Below are 18,512 nucleotides of genomic sequence, written 5' to 3'. Positions count from 1 at the left end.
GCTATCTAATTCAATCTTCGCGCTGAGCGCACCCCGAAGAGGGAGGGAAGTTGCCGATTCGCGCCTGAACCCACTGGTGAAAGGCCCCGATGTGATGTTCGCTTGGCACGAGTACGCCACCGCCGCGGTAGGCGCGGGAGGACATCGCGGGCTGTGTCCTTTCGCATGCCTCGAAGTCCTGCTCGTTCACCCGGTGGAACAACTCGACCGAGCGCGAGACGTCCTTGCCTGCGGCCACCACCTCGTTGGTGTAGAGCCAGTCGCATTCCACCACCGTGCGGTCCGCGGCCAGCGGGAACATCCGGTGGAAGATGATGTGGTCGGGCACCAGGTTGATGAAGACCTGGGGTTTCACCGTGATCGCGTAGTAGCGCCGGTCCTGATCCTCCCCCAGCCCTGGCAGCGGGTCGAACCCGGGGCTGCCGTCCACGGTGAACCCCTGGATCTCCGCGCCGAACTCGGCGCCGTGGCCCACGTAGTACTGGGCGGCGTAGCCGTCGGCGAACTCGGGCAGCACCTCGGTGAGTTCGGGGTGGATGGTGGCGCAGTGGTAGCACTCCATGAAGTTCTCCACGATCAGCTTCCAGTTCGCGCGCACCTCGTAGACGATGCGACGGCCCACCGTCAACTGGTCGATGGTGTAGGAGTCGATGGCCGCCAGGGAACCGAGGCGTTCGGTGACCGCCTGCTGCACAGTGTCCGCAAAGGACGGTGGTTCCGGCGCGAGGCACACCCAGAGGTAGCCCAGCCATTCCCTGACATGCGCGGTGACCAGGCCGTACTCGACGCGGTCGAGGTCGGGCATCTTGGTCAGGTTGGGCGCGGCGATGAGCTTGCCGTCCAGGTCGTAGGTCCAGGCGTGATAAGAACACTGGAAATTGCGTTTGACCGCACCCTGTTCCTGGGTACAGATCCGGGCTCCTCGGTGGCGGCAGATGTTGAGGAAGGCCCTGGGCTGCCCGGCCCGGTTGCGGGTGACGATCACGCTCTCCCGTCCGATCTGGACGGTGCGGAAGCTGCCCGGACCGTCCAGATCGGACATTCGGATCGCGCAGAACCACATCGTCTCGAACAGTTTTTCCTGTTCGGCGGCGAAGGTGGCCGGGTCGGTGTAGGCGCTGCCGGGCAGGGTGGCCAGCAGGCTCGGGGGCAGGCCGGTGGTGGTCACGGGGTCACCTCGGCGAGTCGCTCGGGACGGAACAGGTCGATGGGGTGCGCGGTCGTGCCGGTGAGCGCGAGATCGGCCAGGATCTCGCCCACCACCGGCACGAACTTGAAGCCGTGCCCGGAGAATCCGCAGGCCACGGTGACCTGCTCGTGCGCGGGGTGGGTGGCGATCACGAAGTGCTCGTCGGCGGTGTTGGTGTACATGCAGGTGGCCGCGCGCAGGAACTCCCCCGGCAGGCTGGGGATGCGCGGCAGCATTTGTCCGCGCATGGCCTCGACCTCGTGCGGGTGCACGGTGCGGTCGATGGTGTCGGGGGTGCAGGTCTGGCCGCCGCGGAAGAAGGCGACCTTGGCGCCGCCGTCGGGTCCGTCACTGGCCGGGAAACCGTAGGCCTGGATGCCGTCGGCGGCCTCCCAGATGTAGATGGGGTGCACGTCGGGCTGGAACGGGTCGAGGCCGCCGGTGGGGGCGAACCAGTACTGGACCTGGCGTTCGATCACGAACGGGATGCCCAGGTCGGCGAGTAGTTGCGGGGCCCAGGCGCCGGGGCAGATCACCAGTTTTTCCGCGGTGTACTCCCCCGCCGCTGTCCGGACCCGGACACCGGTGGCGGTGCTGGTCCAGTCCAGGACTGGTTCGTGGTAATGGAGTTCGGCTCCGGCCTGGTCGGCCAGGTCGAGGTGTGCGCCCACTGTCGCTTCCGGACGGACGAAGCCGGCCTTCTCCTCGTACAGCGCGACCTCGTCCGCGGCCGGGGTCAGGGTCGGGAAGCGACGGCGGATTTCCCGCGCGTCCAGCATTTCGTGCGGCAGGTTCCAGGTCTCGGCGGAGAGTTTGCTGCCCGCGACGGTGAGGCAGTCCGGGCGGCCGATCATCACCCCGCCGGTCACCGTGAGCACCTCGCGGCCGGAGTCGTTGGCCAGCTTGTCGAACAGTTCGTAGGAGCGCAGCAGCAGTGGCACGTAGGCCGGGTCCTCGAAGTAGGACTGGCGGATGATCCGGGAGCCGCCGTGGCTGGATCCGTTGCTGTGCGCGGGCCCGAAACGGTCCAGGCCGAGCACCCGGCTGCCGCGCGCGGCCAGGTGGTAGGCGGCGGCGCTGCCCATGCCGCCGAGGCCGATCACGATCACGTCGTACATCGGGCTGATCTCCCTCACGTCACCGGCGGATGCGGGCCATCTCAGGGTCGAACAACGGTTCGGCGGCCACGGTGGCGTTCAGCCTGCGGCCGAAGTACTCGATCTGCACCGCGGTGCCGGGGGTGGCGGCGTCGGCGGGCAGCCAGGCGTAGGCGATCGGACTGTCCACTGTGTACCCGTAGGCGGCCGAGGTGACATAGCCGACCGGCTTTCCTTGGTGGAACACGGGTTCTTTGCCCAGGACGTTGGCGCCGCGGTCGTCCAGGGTGAGGCAGGACAGGCGGCGAGCGGGCTGTTCGGGGTCAAGCTTGGTCAGGGCTTCGCGGCCGAGGAACTCGCCCTTGTCCATGCGGACGGCGAAGGCGAGGCCGGACTCGTAGGGGTCGTGTTCGTCGGTCATGTCGGTTCCCCAGGCGCGGTAGCCCTTTTCCAGGCGCAGGCTGTTGAACGCGCTGCGCCCGGCGGCGATCACTCCATGTTGCCGGCCGGCCTGCCAGAGGTCGTCCCAGAGGCGCAGGCCGAGTTCGGCGCTGGTGTACAGCTCCCAGCCGAGTTCGCCCACATAGGACAGTCGCAGCGCGGTCACCGGGATCATCCCGACGTGGATCTTCTTGGCCCGGAAGTAGCCGAATGCCTTGTGCGCCAGGTTCTCCCGGACCAGTGGCTGGAGCAGCTCGCGGGCCAGCGGGCCCCACAGGCCGATGCAGCAGGTGCCGCCGGTGATGTCCTTGATCTGCACGGTGGGATCGGTGTTCTGCCGGAGCAGCCAGTCCAGGTCGAGGTTTCCGTTGGCGCCGACCTGGAAGTGATCCGGACCGAGCCGGGCCACGGTGAGATCGCTGCGCACGCCGCCGCTGTGGTCCAGCAGCAGGGTGTAGGTGACCGCGCCGGGTTTCTTGTCCAGCTGGTTGGTGGTCAGGCGCTGCAACAGTTCCAGTGCGCCGGGGCCGGTGACCTCCAGGCGTTTCAACGGAGTCATGTCGTACATGGCCACGTGTTCGCGGGTGTGCCGGGCCTCGGCGGCGGCGATCGGCGACCAGTAGCGGGCGGCCCAGTCGTCGCGCTCGGGCAGGTCGATGCCCTCGGCGAGGTGCGCGTTGGCCTCGTACCAGTGCGGGCGTTCCCAGGCCGCGGCCTCCAGGAAGAAGGCGCCCAGCTCCTGTTGCCTGGGGTAGAACGGACTGGTGCGCAACGGACGCGGGTGTTCCATGGGCTGCAAGGGGTGCAGCACGTCGTAGACCTCGACGAAGTTCTGCGCGCCGCGGGCCTCGATGAAGTCCGGGCTGAGCTGGACCTCCTCGAACCGGTGCAGATCGCATTCATGGAGGTCCAGCTCGGATTTGCCGTCGATCAGCCATTGCGCGAGTGCGCGGGCCACGCCGGCGGAGTGGGTGACCCAGACCGCCTCGGCCGTCCAGAATCCCTTGACCTCGCGGTGTTCACCCAGCAGCGGGAAGCCGTCCGGGGTGAAGGAGAACACCCCGTTGAATCCTTCGTCCACTGTGGACTGACCGAGGGCGGGCAGCAGGTCGACGGCGTCGGCCCAGGCCGGGTCGAAGTCGGCCTGGGTGAAGGCCAGCATCGAGGGCATCTCGGACTGGTCAGGGCCGGGCAGCTCGTCCAGGCGGACCGGCATCGGGCGGTGCGCGTAGGAGCCGATGCCGATCCGGTCGGTGTGCTCGCGGAAGTACAGATCGCGGTCCTGGTGGCGCAGAATCGGCCGGATCGCCTCGTCGGCCGGGTTGATGGTTCCGGCCAGTTCGGGCAGGGCGGAGGTGCGGACGTATTGGTGCGCAAGGGGAAGCAGCGGCACGGTGAGTCCGACGAGTGCGCCGATCTTGGGGCCCCAGAACCCGGCCGCGCACACCACGATGTCAGCCGGGAACTCGCCCTGGTCGGTGCGCACCCCGCTGACCCGGTCGCCGGTGGTCAGGATCTCCAGGACCTGGTGGTGGGCCAGGAACTTCGCGCCGCGGTCCATTGCCCGGCGGGCCTGGGCCTCACCGGCCCGCAGGGCGCTGGCCAGGCCGTCATCGGGCACATGCAGGCCGCCGAGCACCCGCTCGCGGTCCAGCATCGGCCACAGCTTGAGGCATTCCTCGGTGTCCAGCAGCCGGGACTCCACCCCCCAGGCGGTGGCCCAGCCCTGCTTGCGGTGCAGGTCAGTCCAGCGTTCGGGCGTGGTGGCCACCTCCAGGCCGCCGACCTTGCGGAAGCACCACCGGTCGGCCAAGGTCAGCTGGTCGTACTTGCGCACCGTGTAGGCGGCGAAGGCGGTCATCGTCTTTGCCGGATTGGTCTGGAACACCAGGCCGGGGGCGTGCGAGCTGGAGCCGCCCGCGGCGAACAGGGGTCCCTGTTCGAGCACGGTGACCGAGGTCCAGCCGCGTTCGGTCAGCTCGTCCGCGAGGGCGCAGCCCACGATCCCGGCCCCGATGACGACCACGTTCGGCTGCACGGCTCACTCCTCTCCGCCCGGTGGCGGGGTGGTGGATGGAGTTGCGTATTACGCATCGGGTTGTGCGATGCGAAACACGGTGCGGCCGCGCGGGCGTGCTTGTCAAGACCGGATCGCGCTGATGGCGCAGCGATGCCCAGTGAGGTGAACAGCCTGTAACAGCAACAGGATGCGGGTCAGGCCCAGCCCATCCGGCGGGAGACCTCGGCGCCGGCGGCGACCACCTGTTCGGCGACTTTCGGAAGTCGGTCCGGGGTGAGTCGATAGGACGGGCCGGAGACGCTGATCGCGGCGATCACCGCGCCCTCATAGGACCGGATCGGGGCGGCCAGGGCGTTGAGCCCGATCTCCAGCTCCTCGACACAGGAGGCGAACCCGCGTTGCGCGACGACGGCCAGCTCCGCGCGGAGCTTGCGGGTGGAGGTGATGGTCGCGTCGGTGAAGCCCTCCAGCCGACGGCCCAGCACCCGGCGCACCTCCTCGGGGCGCATGTGCGCGAGCAGCACCTTGCCGCTGGAGGTGGCGTGCAGCGGAGTGCGCCTGCCGACCCAGTTCTGGCTGGTCACGGCGGCGGTGCCGCGGGCCTGGGTGATGTTGACCGCGGCCGCGGCCTCCAGGTCGGAGATGGCCACGTTGACCGTCTCGCCCAGGTCGTGGGCCAGTTCGACGCACACCTCGCGGCTTTCCAGGGTGACGTCCAGCCGGGCCGCGGTGGCCCCGGCCAGCCGGATGATGCCCAGGCCCAGGTGGTATTTGCCGCGGTCCTCGGTCTGCGCGACCAGTCCGCGCTCCTCCAGCACGCCGAGCAACCGGAACGCGGTGGACTTGTGCACGCCCAGCTCAGCGGCTATCTCGGTGACCCCGACCTCGCCCTCCCGGGCCAGGATTTCCAGCACACTCACCGCCCGGTCGACGGACTGCACGGAACTCGCGGCACGGGGTTCCCGGTCGCAATCGCTGGCCATGGTCCCCACGGTAACCACTCTGCCGAACGGACGCCGTCCGAACGCGCAACGCGTTGGCAACACATTTCCCCGGTTTCACCTCTTGACGGAACCCGGCATCGGGACCGACTCTGTTGCGTATAGCACATCGCGTCGCGCACTACGCAACAACTCAACCTCGCCTCGACGCCGTCCCGCCGGTCGCGTCGGACCGAGGAGCTGTACTCCCCGAGCCGTTTCACACCGCATGGAGGGCGTGATGATCGCCGTCTGCCGCCTCGACGAACTGCCACCCGGAGAGGCCGTGCGACTGCTTGCCGACGTGCCGGTCGCCGTGTTCAACGTCGAAGGCGAGTTCTACGCCATCGACGACACCTGCACCCACCAGGACGCCAGCCTGTCCGAGGGTTACCTGGAGGGCTGCCTGGTGGAATGTCCGCTGCACGCGGCCAGTTTCGACCTCCGGACCGGCCGGCCGACCTGCCTGCCCGCGAAGAAACCGGTGCGCACGCACCAGGTCACCGTGCTGGACGGAATGATCTACCTGCACACCGCCGCCGAGCAGGAGGTGGCATGAGATCCGTCGCGGTCATCGGCGGCGCGCTGGCCGGCCTGTCGGCGGCCAGGGCGTTGCGGGACCAGGGTTTCCAGGGCCGGCTGACCGTCATCGGGGCCGAACCGCACCAACCATACGACCGGCCGCCGCTGTCCAAGAACTTCCTGCTCGGCACGATCGGCGCGGCTGATCTGGCGCTGGCCGAGGAGTCGGATCTGGCCGAGTTGGAGGCCGAATGGCTGCTCGGCCAGAGCGCCAGCCACCTCTCCCCTGGGCTGGGCTCGGTGGAGCTGGCCGATGGGCGGCGGTTGCGCTGCGACGGGGTGGTGCTGGCCACCGGCGCGACGCCGCGGAGCTTGCCAGGGGCGGAGTTTCTGGCCGGGGTGCACGTGTTGCGCACGCTGGACGACGCGATCGGGTTGCGGGCGGATCTGGTTGAGGGGTCGCCGCGGGTGGTTGTGGTGGGGGCCGGGTTCATCGGGGCCGAGGTCGCGGCGACCTGCGCCACGTTGGGGCTGCACGTGACCATCGTGGAGGCGGCGCCGTTGCCGCTCGCGCCGGTGCTGGGGCGGGAGATGGCGGCGCATTGTCTTGGGCTGCATGCTGATCATGGGGTTCGGCTGATCTGCGGGGTCGGGGTTTCCGCGTTGCTGGGGCAGGGGCGGGTGACCGGGGTTGAGCTGAGTGACGGGCGGCGGTTGCAGGCCGATGTGGTGGTGGTCGGGATTGGGGTGCGGCCCAATACCGGGTGGTTGGCGGGGTCGGGGCTGGACCTGGACAACGGGGTCAGCTGTGATGCGGGTGGGGTGACCCGGGTGCCCACTGTGGTCGCGGTGGGGGATGTGGCCAATCTGGGTGGGCGGCGGGTTGAGCATTGGACGAACGCGGCTGAGCAGCCCGCGGTCGCGGTGGCCAACCTGCTGGCGGGGCGGACTGTGCACACCGGGCGGGCCGCGCCGTATTTCTGGTCGGATCAGTACGGGGTGCGGATTCAGTTCGCGGGGCATACCCGGCCGGGAGATCAGGTTCGGATCGCCGAGGGCGAACCGGATTCGCGCAGCTTCCTGGCCATCTACGAACGGGACGGGCAAGCGGTCGCGGCCCTGGCCCTCAACCGGGCCAAACCCTTCACCCGGATCCGCCGCTCCCTGGCCCCCGCCTAGCCCCGCCCGGCGACTTGGGCCAACTGGTACGCCGGTTTTGCCCAAGCGGGCGTACCAGTTGGGCCAAGTGGTACGCGAGAGCGGATCGCGCCGCCGATTCGGCGGCAGGGCCGTGCGACAACGGCCAACGTGGCGTACGAGAACGGCCAACTCGCCGTCCGCAACGGCCAACACGCGGGGTGGGGTGGGGTTATTGGAAGATGGCTATGGGGAGGACTGTTAGTTCTTGGGTTTCGGGGTGCCAGGATTGGACTTTGCCTAGGCAGCGGGCTTGGAACCAGCCTTCGGGGACCTGGTCGTAGCGGAGGTCGTCGGGGTGGCAGTCCAGGCGCATGGTGGCTGTGATGGTGGTGGTTTCGGGGGTGCCGTAGGCGGCCTGGAAGGTGGCGGGGGCGCCGGTGCGGTTGAGTAGGCGGAATTGGCCTCGGATGGAGACGTAGCGGTCCAGGTGGCGGAGTTGGGTTTGGTTTGGGATGTGGTCTGGGTCGAGGCTGGATAGGGCGTTGGACAGGGCTTCGTTGCGGCGGATGGTGCCTCGGCGGAGGTCTACGTGGACTACGCCGTTGGCGGATTCCAGGGCGCGGAGGACGTCGCCGATGACGGCGATGGGCTGGTTCTGGGCTATGTAGCGGGTGACCACCTCGCGGCCGGCACTGTTGTTGGCGCCCGCGCCGGCGCGGAAGAGTTTGAGGCCGAACCAGCGGGATTTCGCGGTGTCCACCTTTTCCTGGACCTCCCGGCGCAGGGCGTCGCCGTAGCCGCCGGAGAGGTAGAGGTTCATCACCGACTTCTCGTGCAGGTAGAAGGCCAGGTCGGGGAAGGCCGCGGGGCGGCGGTTGGCGCGTACGGCCAGGGCCAGGGTGACCAGCATGATCAGCACTGCCGCGGCGGCGGCCAGCCAGATCATCGCCCAGATGCCCCAGACCGACCACCACAGTTCGTTATCCACAGCCCCGGATCTCCTTCACCGCCGCGAGCAGGGAGGTCTGGGCGGCGTCCACCATCCGGCCGCCGGTGGCCTGTGCCGCCCTGGTCAGTTCCACCGGATCGGCGGTGCCGAACCGGATCGCGTACGTGCGCAGGGGCTTCCCGCCGGGCGACTGCTCCCGGTTGCGCAGGAACTCGGCCAGGCCGATGCCCGCGTTGTTCTCGCCGTCGGTCATCAGCACGATCGAGGCCTCGCCCTTGACCGTGCGGTAGGCGTGTTCCAGCGCGGACCAGATCGCGGTGCCCTTGCCCAGTTCCCCGGTGGCGAGCAGGCGGTTCACCGTGTCCAGATCCCCAGGGCCGGACACGGTGACCGTCTTCTCCTCCAGCACCTGCCCGGCGAAGCGGAGCACGGTGATGGTCTCGCCGCGGTGGAAGCGGTCGAAGCCGCCCGCGCCGCTGAGTTCCTTGAACGCCGCCCGCAGCGCCTCGATCCGGCCGCCCGCCATGGAGGCGGAGAAGTCCAGCACGAACACCACCTGCCTGCCTGCCCCGCTGGTGGCCCGGTCGTAGGCGGCGAGCAGGGTGTCCAGGACTTCCTGGCGGTCCGGGAAGTACAGCGAGTTGCCGATCTCCGGGCGGAGTTGTTCGGTGCGGGGCAGTGCGGGGTCGATGGGGCGCCGGGCGGTCCGCTCCATGATCATCCGTTGCGCCCGTTCGGACCGCAGCCATTCGGTCAGCCGGTCGTAGGCGGCGCGTTTGTCGTTGTCCAGCAACAGGAGTGGGTAGTCGGCGAGGACGATGCCGTCCCGTGGGTAGAGGATCTCCAGGGGCTCCTTGAGTTTTCCGGTGGAGTGGAGGGAGAGCAGTACTGATTCGTAGCTGATGACGGCGTCGACCTCGGCCTGGCGCTTGACGTACTCCTCGGTCAGGGCGGGGGTGCTCTGTGCGGTGAAGGCCCGGCCGGTGAAGAAGCCGCGTAGCTTGTCGCAGGCCACGTCCTCGGGTCGCAGGGAGACCCCGGTGCCGGCGGCGGCGGTGGCCACGCCGATCAGTGCGGCCAGTCCGCTGCCGGTGACGTGCGGGTCAGCCAGGCCGAACCGGAACTCGCCCGCCGCGGCCCGCGCGGCCAGATCGGCCCAGGTGGGTTGGCCGCCGGGCACGCTCTCCCGCAGTTTCTTCGCCTTGCTCGCGGGCAGGCCGACGACCAGCGGGGACAGCATGGTGCGAGTCGCCAGGGGGGCCGGGCCGTGGTTGCCGGTCTTGCGGGTGCGCAGCTGGAAGAACCGGTCGGAGGACAGCCAGGCCAGGTCGTGTTTGTACTGGCCGGGGGTCAGCGAGTTGCCGGCCTCGACCGTGCCGCGGTAGTCCATGGCCAGGTCGATGCCGGTGTCCTTCTTCAACTCGGCCAGCACCGGCGCGAGATCGGCCAGCTCGGAGCTGGCCAGCACGGACAGCCTCACCGGCTCAGGTGCGCTGCCGGTGCACCCGGCCACCAGCCCGAGCACGAGTCCGGCCGCGAGCAGTCGTCTCACCGGGGCACCTCGGGGCACTCGCCGACCCGGGTGATCATCTTCTCCAGCAGGGGGACCGAGGGCAGGAAGGTCTCGGTGTCGCCGACCCCGGTCAGCGGCACCGGTAGCCCGCTGCGGCTGAGTTGTTCGGAGAGCTGGCCGTTGGACAGCGTGCCGTCGGGTTCGAGTACCCGCAAGCCCAGCGCCAGGGCGCGGGCGCGCAGTTCGGGCAGGGTCGCGATCAGCTCGCCGAGCCTGGCCCCCTCGGGGGTGAGCGCGATCAGCTCGGGCACGGTCTGCAGCTGCGCCTCCGGGTAGAGCAGCACCCGCTGCTCGTCCAGGGCGCCGGTCTGCTCCTTGACCCGCATCTGGTGGGCCAGGAACTGGTGTTCGTAGATCACCGCCACCGGGGCCAGGCCACGGCCCTCCGGCGCGAAGTACAGCCGGGCGACCTCCTCGTTGGCCAGGCCCTGGCTGGTCAGCCAGGGTTTGATCCGGTCGGCCAGTCGGAGCGCCTCGGCCTCGGTCACCGGGACCTGGTTGCCGTTGGCCACGAAGGCGATCAGCCCCAGGTACACCCCGGCCGAGTTGGACCAGCACACGTCCGAACTCTGCGCCAGCACCCGGTTCCCGTTGGGCAGCCCCAGATCCGCCCAGGTCCGCCGGTCCTCCATCAGCCCGACGAACTTGGCCACGTTCAGGTTGAAGTAGTACTCCTTGGCCACCTCCGGCCCCTGCTGGCCGGTGGCCGCCTTGCCCACCGCTGCCAGCTTCTCCGCGTAACTCCGGAAGGTGGCCAGGATCAGCGGGCTGAAGAAGGGCTTGAACACCTTGAAGTACTGCTTGTCCCGCTGCCGCTGGTTGCGGATCAGCACCGCGGCGGGCTGGCCGGAGGGGAAGACGAAGTCGTAGCCGCTGACGTCGTTGTTCGCGATGTCCCGGGAGCCCGCCTTGGTCAGGTGGACCTGGAGGCCGTGCCGCATCAGGATCCGCTGCACCTCCGGGTCAGCGAAGAACTCCGACTTGGAGGCCAGTTTGCCCTCCAGCACCACCGTCCGGTTGAACGGCAGCGTGATCGCGCCGGAGATGACCAGCGTGATCGTGCCCGCGAGGGCGATCAGGGCGGCCGCCCAGAAGGGCACCAGGAAGCGTCGTCGCCGGAAGGCCGACCGGGGCGGGTCGACAATGCGCAGGGCCGGATCATCGGTTGTCGTCTGGTTCGCCACCACCAACTCCCCCAAGGGATTGACAGTCCCGGCTGAGCGTCGTGTGGCCGAGGCTATCCGTTACCCCCGACAGCCAAACCGACATCTCCATCAACTTTCAGAACTGTTTGAAACTTCAGATCGATAGGCGTACGGTAGGCCGGGTGAAGCGCACGGAGTTGCACGAGTACGCCGACGAGGTGGGCCTGTTCTTCCAGGAACAGGGCGTGCCGCTGATGCCGGGACGGGTGCTGGGCTGGCTGCTGGTGTGCGATCCGCCGCAGCAGTCGGCCGAGGAGATCGCCGAGGCGGTCCAGGCCAGTCGCGGCGCGATCAGCATGGCCATGCAGATGCTGCAGACCGCGGGCGCGGTGGAGCGGGTGAAGGTGGCCGGGACCCGGCGGATCTTCTACCGGCTGCGGCCGGGGTTCTGGCTGCGGGAGGCCGAGGAGAAGGCCAGGGTGGCCAGGGACTGGCACACGCTGATGGCGCGCGGGCTGAAGCTGATGGGCGAGCAGGACGAAGAGCAGCGGCAACGGGTGCGGGAGGCGCACGACATGTACGAGTTCCTGGCCGCGGAGTACAGCCAGATCAAGGACCGCTGGGCGGCCCGGAGGGCGGAGTCGTGAACGTGATCGAGGTCAGCGACCTGACCTTCGGCTACCCGAAGACGGCCGAGCCGACCGTGCGCGGGATGAGCTTTTCCGTTGCCAGGGGCGAGGTTTTCGGGTTCCTCGGGCCGAGCGGGGCGGGCAAGTCGACCACGCAGAAGATCCTGATCGGCCTGCTCACCGGGTACGGCGGGCAGGTGTCGGTGTGGGGGCGCAGCCCGGTGGACTGGGGTGCGGAGTACTACCGGCGGATCGGGGTGTCCTTCGAGCTGCCGAATCACTACCAGAAGCTCACCGCGCTGGAGAACCTGGAGTTCTTCTCCTCCCTCTACAATGGACAGACCCAGGACCCGATGGCGGTGCTGGAGATGGTGGATCTCACCGCCGCCGCGCACACCAGGGTGAGCGCGTTCTCCAAGGGCATGCAGATGCGGCTGGTGTTCGCCCGCGCGCTGTTGCACCGCCCCGAACTGCTGTTCCTGGACGAGCCGACCTCCGGCCTGGACCCGGTGAACGCCCGCCGGGTCAAGGACATCGTGCTGCGGCTGCGCGCGGAGGGCACCACGGTGTTCCTCACCACGCACGACATGGCCACCGCGGACGAGCTGTGCGACCGGGTCGCCTTCGTCGACCAGGGCGTGATCGCGGCCCTGGACTCCCCCGCCGAGCACAAGGTCCGGCGCAGCCGCCGCACCGTCCGGGTCACCTACCGCGAGGACGACGGATCGTTGCGGGACCAGGACTTTCCCCTGGACGGGTTCGCCGACGACGCCGGTTTCCGGGCGCTGGCAGCGCGGATCGAGGCGGTGCACAGTCAGGAAGCCAGCCTGGAGGACGTGTTCGCCGATGTCACCGGAAGGTCGCTGGTATGAGCGCGACCACCGCCGCGCTGCGGCTGGACCTGAAGTTGCAGCGGCGCTACGGTTTCCTCTACGCGGCGGCGTTCGCGGCCGTGCTGTGGATCGTGGTGCTCAACCTGTTGCCCGCCAAGGTACTCGGCGCGGCACTGCCGTACGCGCTGTTCGGGGACCTGGCCATCGTCGGGTTCTTCTTCATCGCCGGCGCGGTGTTCTTCGAGAAGGGCGAACGCACCCTGTTCGCCTTGCTCAGCACGCCGTTGCGGTTCCGCGAGTACCTCCTGGCCAAACTCGGCACGCTCACCATGATCGCGGTCGCGGTGAGCCTGGCGGTGGTGATCTCGGTGCGCGGCCTGGACTTCCACCCGCTGACCTTCCTGGCCGGGATCGTGCTGACCTCGCTGCTGATGATCCTGCTCGGCTTCGTCACCGCCGCCCCCTACCCCTCGGTCAGCGAATGGCTGATGCCCGCGCTGGTGCCGCTGGTGATCGTCAACGTGCCGCTGTTGAGCTACTCGGGGGTGTGGCCGGAACCGTTGCTGTACCTCATTCCCACCCACGGTTCGCTGCTGCTGCTCGGCGCGGCCTTCGACCAGATCGCGCTGAGCTGGCCGCAGTTGCTCTACGCCCTCGGCTACCAGCTGCTCTGGATCGCCGGGCTGTTCTTCTTGGCGCGCAAGGTGTTCGAGCGGTTCGTGATCTCCAGGGAAGGCGCGTCATGACCACGCTGATCCGCAGCTTCGGCCGCAACGACCTGCGTGCCATCCGCGGCGACACCGTGCTGGTGACCGTGTTGCTGGCCCCGGTGCTCTACGCGGTGAGCCTGTGGGCGGTGCCCGCGGTCACCCGCTTCGCCGCCGCCACCTGGGACTTCGACCTGACCCCGTACCACCCGCTGCTGGTCAGCGCCTTCGGCGTGCTCGGCCCGGCCATGGTGCTGGGCAGCCTGTGCGGCCTGCTGCTGCTCGACGACAAGGACCAGCGCACCCTGCTCGCCCTCCAGGTGACCCCGGCCCCGCGTGCCGCCTACCCGGCCTACCGCGCGGGCGCGACGATCCTGCTGGTGACCATCGCGGTCGAGGCCACCCTCGCGCTGTCCGGCCTGGTGACCGGCGCCGCGCTGGCCAAGGGCCTGGCGATCGGAGTGCTGACCGGTCTGCTGTCCGTCCTCATCGGACTGACCATGGGCACCCTGGCCGGCAACAAGGTCGAGGGCATCGCGATCCTCAAGGGCCTCGGCATGCTGGTCTCGGCGATCCCGCTGATCCCGTTCTTCTTCCTGGATTCCCCGTGGCAACTGGCTTTCGGCCTGCTGCCCTCCTACTGGCCGGCCCGCGCGCTGTGGGCGGCGATGGACGGCGGCGTGTTCTGGCCGTACCTGCTCGGCGGGCTGGTCTACAACTCGCTGCTCGCCGTGGTGCTGCTGCGCTGGACCGCCCGGCGCGGGTAGCGCGGGCCCGGCCCGGATCACCCGATCCTGGGCCGGACCGCACCCGCCGATCAGCTCATCACGCGCTCGAACATGCCCGGCTGGTAGGAACCCGCCGGGTTGCGCACGATCACGTTCAGCCGGTTCGCCGCGTTGATCAGGGCGACCATGATGACCAGCGCGGCGACCTGGTCCTCGTCGTAGTGCTCGCGCACCGCGGCCCAGGTCGCGTCGGAGACGCCGTCGTGCGTGTCGGCCAGCCGGGTGCCCTCCTCGGCCAGCGCCAGCGCGGCCCGTTCGGCCGGGGTGAACACGGTGGCCTCGCGCCAGGCGGCGACCAGGTGCAGCCGGACCGCGGTCTCCCCGGCGGCGGTCGCCTCCTTGGTGTGCATGTCCAGACAGAATCCGCAGCCGTTGATCTGACTGGCGCGCAACGACACCAGCTCCCTGGTGGACCGCGGCAGCGTCGTCTCCTCGAGCAGCAGGCCCGCACTGGCGAACCGCTTGGCGAACTTGACTGCGATCTCGTTGCCGAACAGGTTGAATCGAGCGCTCATGATCTTGTCCTCACTAGTGGTGCCAGGTGAACGAACACGAGATGCCGGTGCCCCGATCCCTGTGACACCCCGGGAACGTGACCTACGCCACCGCAATGCCGGGCCGCCGGGTGTCACAATCCGGCGGGCTCCGGCGTCAGGTGGGTGAGCAGGCGCAGCGAGCAGAGGAGCCAGTCATGGCAGGCAGCCAGGAGGACCGTCCGGACCTCGCCACCGAGGTGTTCCTCGCCCACCGCAACCTGCTGTTCACCGTCGCCTACGAGATGCTCGGCTCGGCCGCCGACGCCGAGGACGTGCTGCAGGAGACCTGGTTGCGCTGGGCCGCCGTGGATCTGGCCGAGGTGCGGGAACAGCGTGCCTACCTGGTCCGGATCACCACTCGCCTGGCGCTCACCCGGCTGCGCACGCTGGGCAGGCGCCGGGAGTCCTACGTCGGCACCTGGCTGCCCGAACCGCTGCTGACCGCGCCCGATGTGGCCGAGGACGTCGAGCTGGCGGAGAGCGTCTCGATGGCGATGCTGCTGGTGCTGGAGACCCTCGCGCCGACCGAGCGGGCGGTGTTCGTGCTGCGCGAGGTGTTCGACCTCGGCTACCCGGAGATCGCCGAGGCCGTGGGCAAGAGCCCGGTCGCGGTCCGCCAGATCGCGCACCGGGCGCGGGCGCACGTGGCCGCGCGCCGGCCGCGCGGGGTCGCTTCCCCGGCCCAGACCCGTGGTGCGCTGGCGGCCTTCCAGCACGCGGTGCGCACCGGCGATCTGCGGGGCCTGCTCGACCTGCTCGCGCCGGAGGTCGTGCTGCTCGGTGACGGTGGCGGCGTCAAACAGGCCGTGCCGCGTCCCATCGTGGGCGCGGACAAGGTGGCCAGGGTGCTGACCGCCGGACTGGGCAGGCTGGCCGCCACCGCCTCGCTGCAGCCGGTGCAGGTCAACGGCCACCCGGCACTGTTGCTCCGGTTCGACGGCGAGATCGACACCGTGCTGGCGCTGCGGGTCGAGGACGGCCTGATCACCGGGCTGTACGCCGTGCGCAACCCGGCGAAGCTGTCGCATCTGGTGCGGGAGACCACATTGAGCCGCTGAACATCCGGTGATCATGTGTGTAGCCTCGGGGCCATGACGCCCTCGCCTCCGGTCCTGTCCCGCCGTCTTTTCCTAGGCGCCGCAGCACTTCTGCCGCTGGCCGGATGCGCCCAGAGCCCGTCACCCGCCGCTCCGCCGCCCTCCGCCGCGCCCAGCACCATGGCGGCCGAGCGGCACGACAAACTCGTTGAGCTGGAACAGAAGTACGGTGCCCGCCTGGGCTTGTACGCCCTGGCCACCGGCAGCGGCAAGGCCATCGCGCACCGGGCGGACGAGCGGTTCGCCTTCTGCTCCACCTTCAAGGGCCTGGCCGCCGCGGCGATCCTGCACCGCAACCCGATGTCCCACCTGGACACCGTGGTCCGGTACGGCAAGGAGGACCTGCTCAAGAACGGGGTCATCACCAAGAACAACGTCGGCACAGGCATGACCATCCGGCAGCTCTGCGACGCCGCGGTGCGCTACAGCGACGGCACCGCGGGCAACCTGCTGCTGCGGGATCTCGGCGGCCCGGCCCAGCTCACCGCGTACGCCCGGAGTCTGGGCGACGAGGTGACCCGGATGGACCGGATCGAACCCGCGATCACCGAGGCCACCCCGGGCGATCCGCGGGACACCACCTCGCCCCGCGCGTTCGGCGAGAACTATCGCAAGATCGTGCTGGGCGACGCGCTGCCGCCGGAGCAGCGGGCGTTCCTGCGGGATCTGTTGGAGCGCAACACCACCGGCGGTGAACGCATCCGGGCCGGGCTGCCCAAGGACTGGAAAGTCGCGGACAAGACCGGCACCGGCGACTACGGCACGCTCAACGATTTCGGCATCGCCTGGCCGCCCGGCGGCGAGCCCCTGGTCATCGCGATCATGTCCAGCAAACCGGACCGGGAGGCCAGGTACCAGCAGAGCCTGCTCGCCGAGGCCGCCGCCTATGTGGCCGCCACGCTGCGCTGAGGCTCAGGGCGGGGTGAGCGCGCGCAGCCGGGCCGCGTCCTGGCTCGGCGGCGCGCCGAACTGACGCCGGTACTCCCGGCTGAACTGCGACGGGCTGTCATAGCCCACGCTGTGCCCCACCCCGGCCACATCCCCTGGCCGGGTGGCCAGCAGCAACCGGGCCTCCTGCAACCGGATCTGCTTCTGGAACTGGATCGGGCTCATCGCGGTGACCGCCTGGAAGTTGCGGTAGAACGCCGACACGCTCATGCCCGCGCGCCGGGCCACGTCCTCCACCTGGAAGGACTGCCGGTAGTGGTCGCGGATCCAGCCGACCGCGCGGGCGATGTGCGCCAGACCGCTGTCGGCCAGGCCGAGCTGGCCGACCGTGGCGCCCTGCTCGCCGGTGATCAGCCGCCACAGGATCTCCCGCTTGTACAGCGGGGCCAGCACCCCGCGGTCCCGCGGCTCGTCCAGCAGGCGCAGCAGCCGGAGCACCGCGTCCAGCAGCTCGTCCGAGGCGGTGCTGACCGCCAGACCGAGTGGCGGGATGCCGCTGACCCGGGGCAGCTCCGCCGGTTCGGCGCGCAGCAGCAGCTCGGCCACCGAGGCCGGGTCCAGGGTCAGGCCGAAGCCCAGCGCCGGGTGCTCCGCGCTGGAGTCGATGAAGTGGCCGTTCACCGGCAGGTCGACCGAGGCCACCAGGTACTGCCCGGCCTCGTACTCATACACCCGGTCCCCCAGCGCGATGCGTTTCGCGCCCTGGGCGATCAGCGCGAACACGGTGCCGGACATCGACGCCGACGGTTCGGACGGCCGGTCGATCCGGGAGATCAGCACGCCGTCGATGGCGGTGGTCCCGTCGGGTCGCGCGTGCCGGTCCAGCAGCGTGCGGAGTTGATCCAGGAGCATGCCCAGATTCAAACATCCGAGCCAAATTCATTCCTGCCGAGTGGAGGATCAGGCAAGAGCGCGGGAGCATCGATCTATGGTTTCCGCAGGTCGCGGTGATGTGATGGAGCGGTCCGATTCCCACAGATGAACAGGTAGGCAAGCCATGCGGATCGCCCTCGTCACCGGCGCCAGCTCCGGTATCGGCCAGAGCGCGGCTGTTCAACTCGCCCGGCGCGGCACCGGTGTGATCCTGACCTACGGCGCCAACAAGGCCGGCGCGCAGGACACCGTCAGCGCCATCGAAGCGGCCGGCGGCACCGCGGTCGCGCTGCCGCTGGACCTCGGCGAGGCCGGCGCCTTCCCGGCCTTCCGCGAGGCGGTGACCGCGGCACTGCGCGAGCAGTGGGGCCGGGACAGCTTCGACGTGCTGGTCAACAACGCCGGTTTCGCCGAGTCCGCGCTGTTCGCCGAGACCACCGAGGAACTCTTCGACCGGCTGCACCGGGTGCTGTTCAAGGGCCCGTACTTCCTCACCCAGACCCTGCTGCCGCTGCTCGCCGACCACGGCGCGATCATCAACATCGGCAGCAACTCCGCGCTGAACTCGGGCATGGAACCGGGCTACTCGGCCTACGCCTCGATGAAGGGCGCGCTCACCGTGCTGAGCCGCTACCTGGCCAAGGAGCTGAGTCCGCGCGGCATCCGGGTCAACTCGATCTCCCCCGGCGCCACCCGGACCCGCCTGGGCGACAACGCTTTCGAGCGCTTCCCCGAGGTGGTCCCGATGATCGCGGCCCGCACCGCACTCGGCCGGGTCGGCGAACCCGACGACATCGGCATGATGATCGCCGTACTCGCCTCCGAAGAAGGCCGCTGGCTCACCGCCCAGGACCTCGAGATCGCCGGCGGCTACAACCTCTAACCCGTGTTGGCCGTTCTCGTACGCCGAGTTGGCCGTTCCGGACGGCGAGTTGGCCCAACTGGTACTGACGTGCCCCGAAAAATCCGGACTCGACCCAAAAGGAAAATATCACGCCGCCGACTGGTTCACAAACCACCCGGCCAGAACCTCCGCAGGAGGTCG

General features: G+C 69.3%; 18 protein-coding genes. 9 read left to right on the top strand and 9 right to left on the bottom strand.

All coding sequences use genetic code 11. The features are described 5' to 3' along the window. Nucleotides 1-10 precede the first annotated feature (10 nt). From MZC64_RS11355 to MZC64_RS11340, 4 genes are all read right to left on the bottom strand, one after another. Nucleotides 11-1,168 (bottom strand): aromatic ring-hydroxylating dioxygenase subunit alpha, encoded by a 1,158-nt coding sequence (locus tag MZC64_RS11355; protein ID WP_247757402.1) that lies wholly within the window; start codon nucleotides 1,166-1,168, stop codon nucleotides 11-13. After that, on the bottom strand, nucleotides 1,165-2,307 hold the full coding sequence (gene solA / locus MZC64_RS11350; RefSeq protein ID WP_247757403.1) for an N-methyl-L-tryptophan oxidase: 1,143 nt from the start codon (nucleotides 2,305-2,307) through the stop codon (nucleotides 1,165-1,167). Before solA ends, MZC64_RS11355 begins: the two co-directional genes overlap by 4 nt. 19 nt (nucleotides 2,308-2,326) lie before the next feature. After that, on the bottom strand, nucleotides 2,327-4,765 hold the full coding sequence (locus MZC64_RS11345) for an FAD-dependent oxidoreductase (protein WP_247757404.1): 2,439 nt from the start codon (nucleotides 4,763-4,765) through the stop codon (nucleotides 2,327-2,329). A 176-nt stretch (nucleotides 4,766-4,941) separates the two neighbouring features. Continuing rightward, nucleotides 4,942-5,730, bottom strand: a complete 789-nt coding sequence (locus tag MZC64_RS11340; protein WP_247757405.1) for an IclR family transcriptional regulator — start codon at nucleotides 5,728-5,730, stop codon at nucleotides 4,942-4,944. A 238-nt stretch (nucleotides 5,731-5,968) separates the two neighbouring features. On the opposite strand from MZC64_RS11340, the gene MZC64_RS11335 reads away from it, so the two are divergent. Then, nucleotides 5,969-6,286 (top strand): bifunctional 3-phenylpropionate/cinnamic acid dioxygenase ferredoxin subunit, encoded by a 318-nt coding sequence (locus MZC64_RS11335; protein ID WP_247757406.1) that lies wholly within the window; start codon nucleotides 5,969-5,971, stop codon nucleotides 6,284-6,286. Beyond that, a complete protein-coding gene (locus MZC64_RS11330; RefSeq protein ID WP_247757407.1) occupies nucleotides 6,283-7,428 on the top strand; it encodes an NAD(P)/FAD-dependent oxidoreductase in 1,146 nt (381 codons plus the stop codon). The genes MZC64_RS11335 and MZC64_RS11330 overlap by 4 nt, the downstream gene beginning before the upstream one ends. Before the next feature lie 190 nt (nucleotides 7,429-7,618). On the opposite strand, the gene MZC64_RS11325 is transcribed toward MZC64_RS11330, so the two are convergent. Genes MZC64_RS11325 through MZC64_RS11315 form a run of 3 tightly spaced genes read right to left on the bottom strand, consistent with a single transcriptional unit; the run spans nucleotide 7,619 to nucleotide 11,095 of the window. Continuing rightward, a complete protein-coding gene (locus MZC64_RS11325) occupies nucleotides 7,619-8,377 on the bottom strand; it encodes a hypothetical protein (protein WP_247757408.1) in 759 nt (252 codons plus the stop codon). Further along, entirely contained in the window at nucleotides 8,370-9,890 is a 1,521-nt protein-coding gene (locus tag MZC64_RS11320; RefSeq protein WP_247757409.1) for a VWA domain-containing protein, read from the bottom strand. Before MZC64_RS11320 ends, MZC64_RS11325 begins: the two co-directional genes overlap by 8 nt. Beyond that, on the bottom strand, nucleotides 9,887-11,095 hold the full coding sequence (locus tag MZC64_RS11315) for a hypothetical protein (protein ID WP_247757410.1): 1,209 nt from the start codon (nucleotides 11,093-11,095) through the stop codon (nucleotides 9,887-9,889). Before MZC64_RS11315 ends, MZC64_RS11320 begins: the two co-directional genes overlap by 4 nt. Nucleotides 11,096-11,238: 143 nt before the next feature. Between MZC64_RS11315 and MZC64_RS11310 the strand changes: the two genes are divergently transcribed. The 4 genes from MZC64_RS11310 to MZC64_RS11295 are packed head-to-tail and all read left to right on the top strand — an operon-like array spanning nucleotide 11,239 to nucleotide 13,992. Further along, on the top strand, nucleotides 11,239-11,703 hold the full coding sequence (locus MZC64_RS11310) for a GbsR/MarR family transcriptional regulator (protein WP_247757411.1): 465 nt from the start codon (nucleotides 11,239-11,241) through the stop codon (nucleotides 11,701-11,703). After that, a complete protein-coding gene (locus MZC64_RS11305; protein ID WP_247757412.1) occupies nucleotides 11,700-12,557 on the top strand; it encodes an ABC transporter ATP-binding protein in 858 nt (285 codons plus the stop codon). The genes MZC64_RS11310 and MZC64_RS11305 overlap by 4 nt, the downstream gene beginning before the upstream one ends. Further along, the gene (locus MZC64_RS11300) at nucleotides 12,554-13,264 is read left to right on the top strand and encodes a fluoroquinolone transporter permease (protein ID WP_247757413.1); all 711 of its coding nucleotides are present in this window, start codon (nucleotides 12,554-12,556) and stop codon (nucleotides 13,262-13,264) included. The genes MZC64_RS11305 and MZC64_RS11300 overlap by 4 nt, the downstream gene beginning before the upstream one ends. After that, nucleotides 13,261-13,992, top strand: coding sequence for an ABC transporter permease (locus MZC64_RS11295; protein WP_247757414.1), 732 nt, complete (start codon nucleotides 13,261-13,263; stop codon nucleotides 13,990-13,992). Before MZC64_RS11300 ends, MZC64_RS11295 begins: the two co-directional genes overlap by 4 nt. 50 nt (nucleotides 13,993-14,042) lie before the next feature. Here MZC64_RS11295 and MZC64_RS11290 read toward each other — a convergent pair whose 3' ends face one another. Further along, entirely contained in the window at nucleotides 14,043-14,528 is a 486-nt protein-coding gene (locus MZC64_RS11290; RefSeq protein ID WP_247757415.1) for a carboxymuconolactone decarboxylase family protein, read from the bottom strand. 176 nt (nucleotides 14,529-14,704) lie between these two features. Here MZC64_RS11290 and MZC64_RS11285 point away from each other — a divergent pair, with 176 nt between their 5' ends. Both MZC64_RS11285 and bla read left to right on the top strand, forming a co-directional pair. Beyond that, on the top strand, nucleotides 14,705-15,607 hold the full coding sequence (locus MZC64_RS11285) for an RNA polymerase sigma-70 factor (protein WP_247757416.1): 903 nt from the start codon (nucleotides 14,705-14,707) through the stop codon (nucleotides 15,605-15,607). Nucleotides 15,608-15,640: 33 nt separating this feature from the next. Then, a complete protein-coding gene (gene bla, locus MZC64_RS11280) occupies nucleotides 15,641-16,555 on the top strand; it encodes a class A beta-lactamase (protein ID WP_247757417.1) in 915 nt (304 codons plus the stop codon). A 3-nt stretch (nucleotides 16,556-16,558) separates the two neighbouring features. Here bla and MZC64_RS11275 read toward each other — a convergent pair whose 3' ends face one another. Further along, nucleotides 16,559-17,446: an AraC family transcriptional regulator gene (locus MZC64_RS11275; protein WP_247757418.1), complete on the bottom strand. Its 888-nt coding sequence runs from the start codon at nucleotides 17,444-17,446 to the stop codon at nucleotides 16,559-16,561. Nucleotides 17,447-17,591: 145 nt separating this feature from the next. On the opposite strand from MZC64_RS11275, the gene MZC64_RS11270 reads away from it, so the two are divergent. After that, the gene (locus MZC64_RS11270; RefSeq protein ID WP_247757419.1) at nucleotides 17,592-18,350 is read left to right on the top strand and encodes an SDR family NAD(P)-dependent oxidoreductase; all 759 of its coding nucleotides are present in this window, start codon (nucleotides 17,592-17,594) and stop codon (nucleotides 18,348-18,350) included. Nucleotides 18,351-18,512: the final 162 nt, after the last annotated feature.

Source organism: Crossiella sp. S99.2 (assembly GCF_023094165.1).
Lineage (GTDB): Bacteria > Actinomycetota > Actinomycetes > Mycobacteriales > Pseudonocardiaceae > Crossiella.
This window is presented reverse-complemented; position numbering and strand designations above follow the sequence as displayed.

Bases quoted from the DNA above. Each gene is read 5' to 3' on its own strand.
- MZC64_RS11295 (WP_247757414.1), top strand. From the start codon at position 13,261: ATGACCACGCTGATCCGCAGCTTCGGCCGCAACGACCTGCGTGCCATC.
- MZC64_RS11335 (WP_247757406.1), top strand. From the start codon at position 5,969: ATGATCGCCGTCTGCCGCCTCGACGAACTGCCACCCGGAGAGGCCGTG.
- MZC64_RS11330 (WP_247757407.1), top strand. From the start codon at position 6,283: ATGAGATCCGTCGCGGTCATCGGCGGCGCGCTGGCCGGCCTGTCGGCG.
- solA (WP_247757403.1), bottom strand. From the start codon at position 2,307: ATGTACGACGTGATCGTGATCGGCCTCGGCGGCATGGGCAGCGCCGCC.
- bla (WP_247757417.1), top strand. From the start codon at position 15,641: ATGACGCCCTCGCCTCCGGTCCTGTCCCGCCGTCTTTTCCTAGGCGCC.
- MZC64_RS11300 (WP_247757413.1), top strand. From the start codon at position 12,554: ATGAGCGCGACCACCGCCGCGCTGCGGCTGGACCTGAAGTTGCAGCGG.
- MZC64_RS11290 (WP_247757415.1), bottom strand. From the start codon at position 14,528: ATGAGCGCTCGATTCAACCTGTTCGGCAACGAGATCGCAGTCAAGTTC.
- MZC64_RS11285 (WP_247757416.1), top strand. From the start codon at position 14,705: ATGGCAGGCAGCCAGGAGGACCGTCCGGACCTCGCCACCGAGGTGTTC.
- MZC64_RS11340 (WP_247757405.1), bottom strand. From the start codon at position 5,730: ATGGCCAGCGATTGCGACCGGGAACCCCGTGCCGCGAGTTCCGTGCAG.
- MZC64_RS11270 (WP_247757419.1), top strand. From the start codon at position 17,592: ATGCGGATCGCCCTCGTCACCGGCGCCAGCTCCGGTATCGGCCAGAGC.
- MZC64_RS11275 (WP_247757418.1), bottom strand. From the start codon at position 17,446: ATGCTCCTGGATCAACTCCGCACGCTGCTGGACCGGCACGCGCGACCC.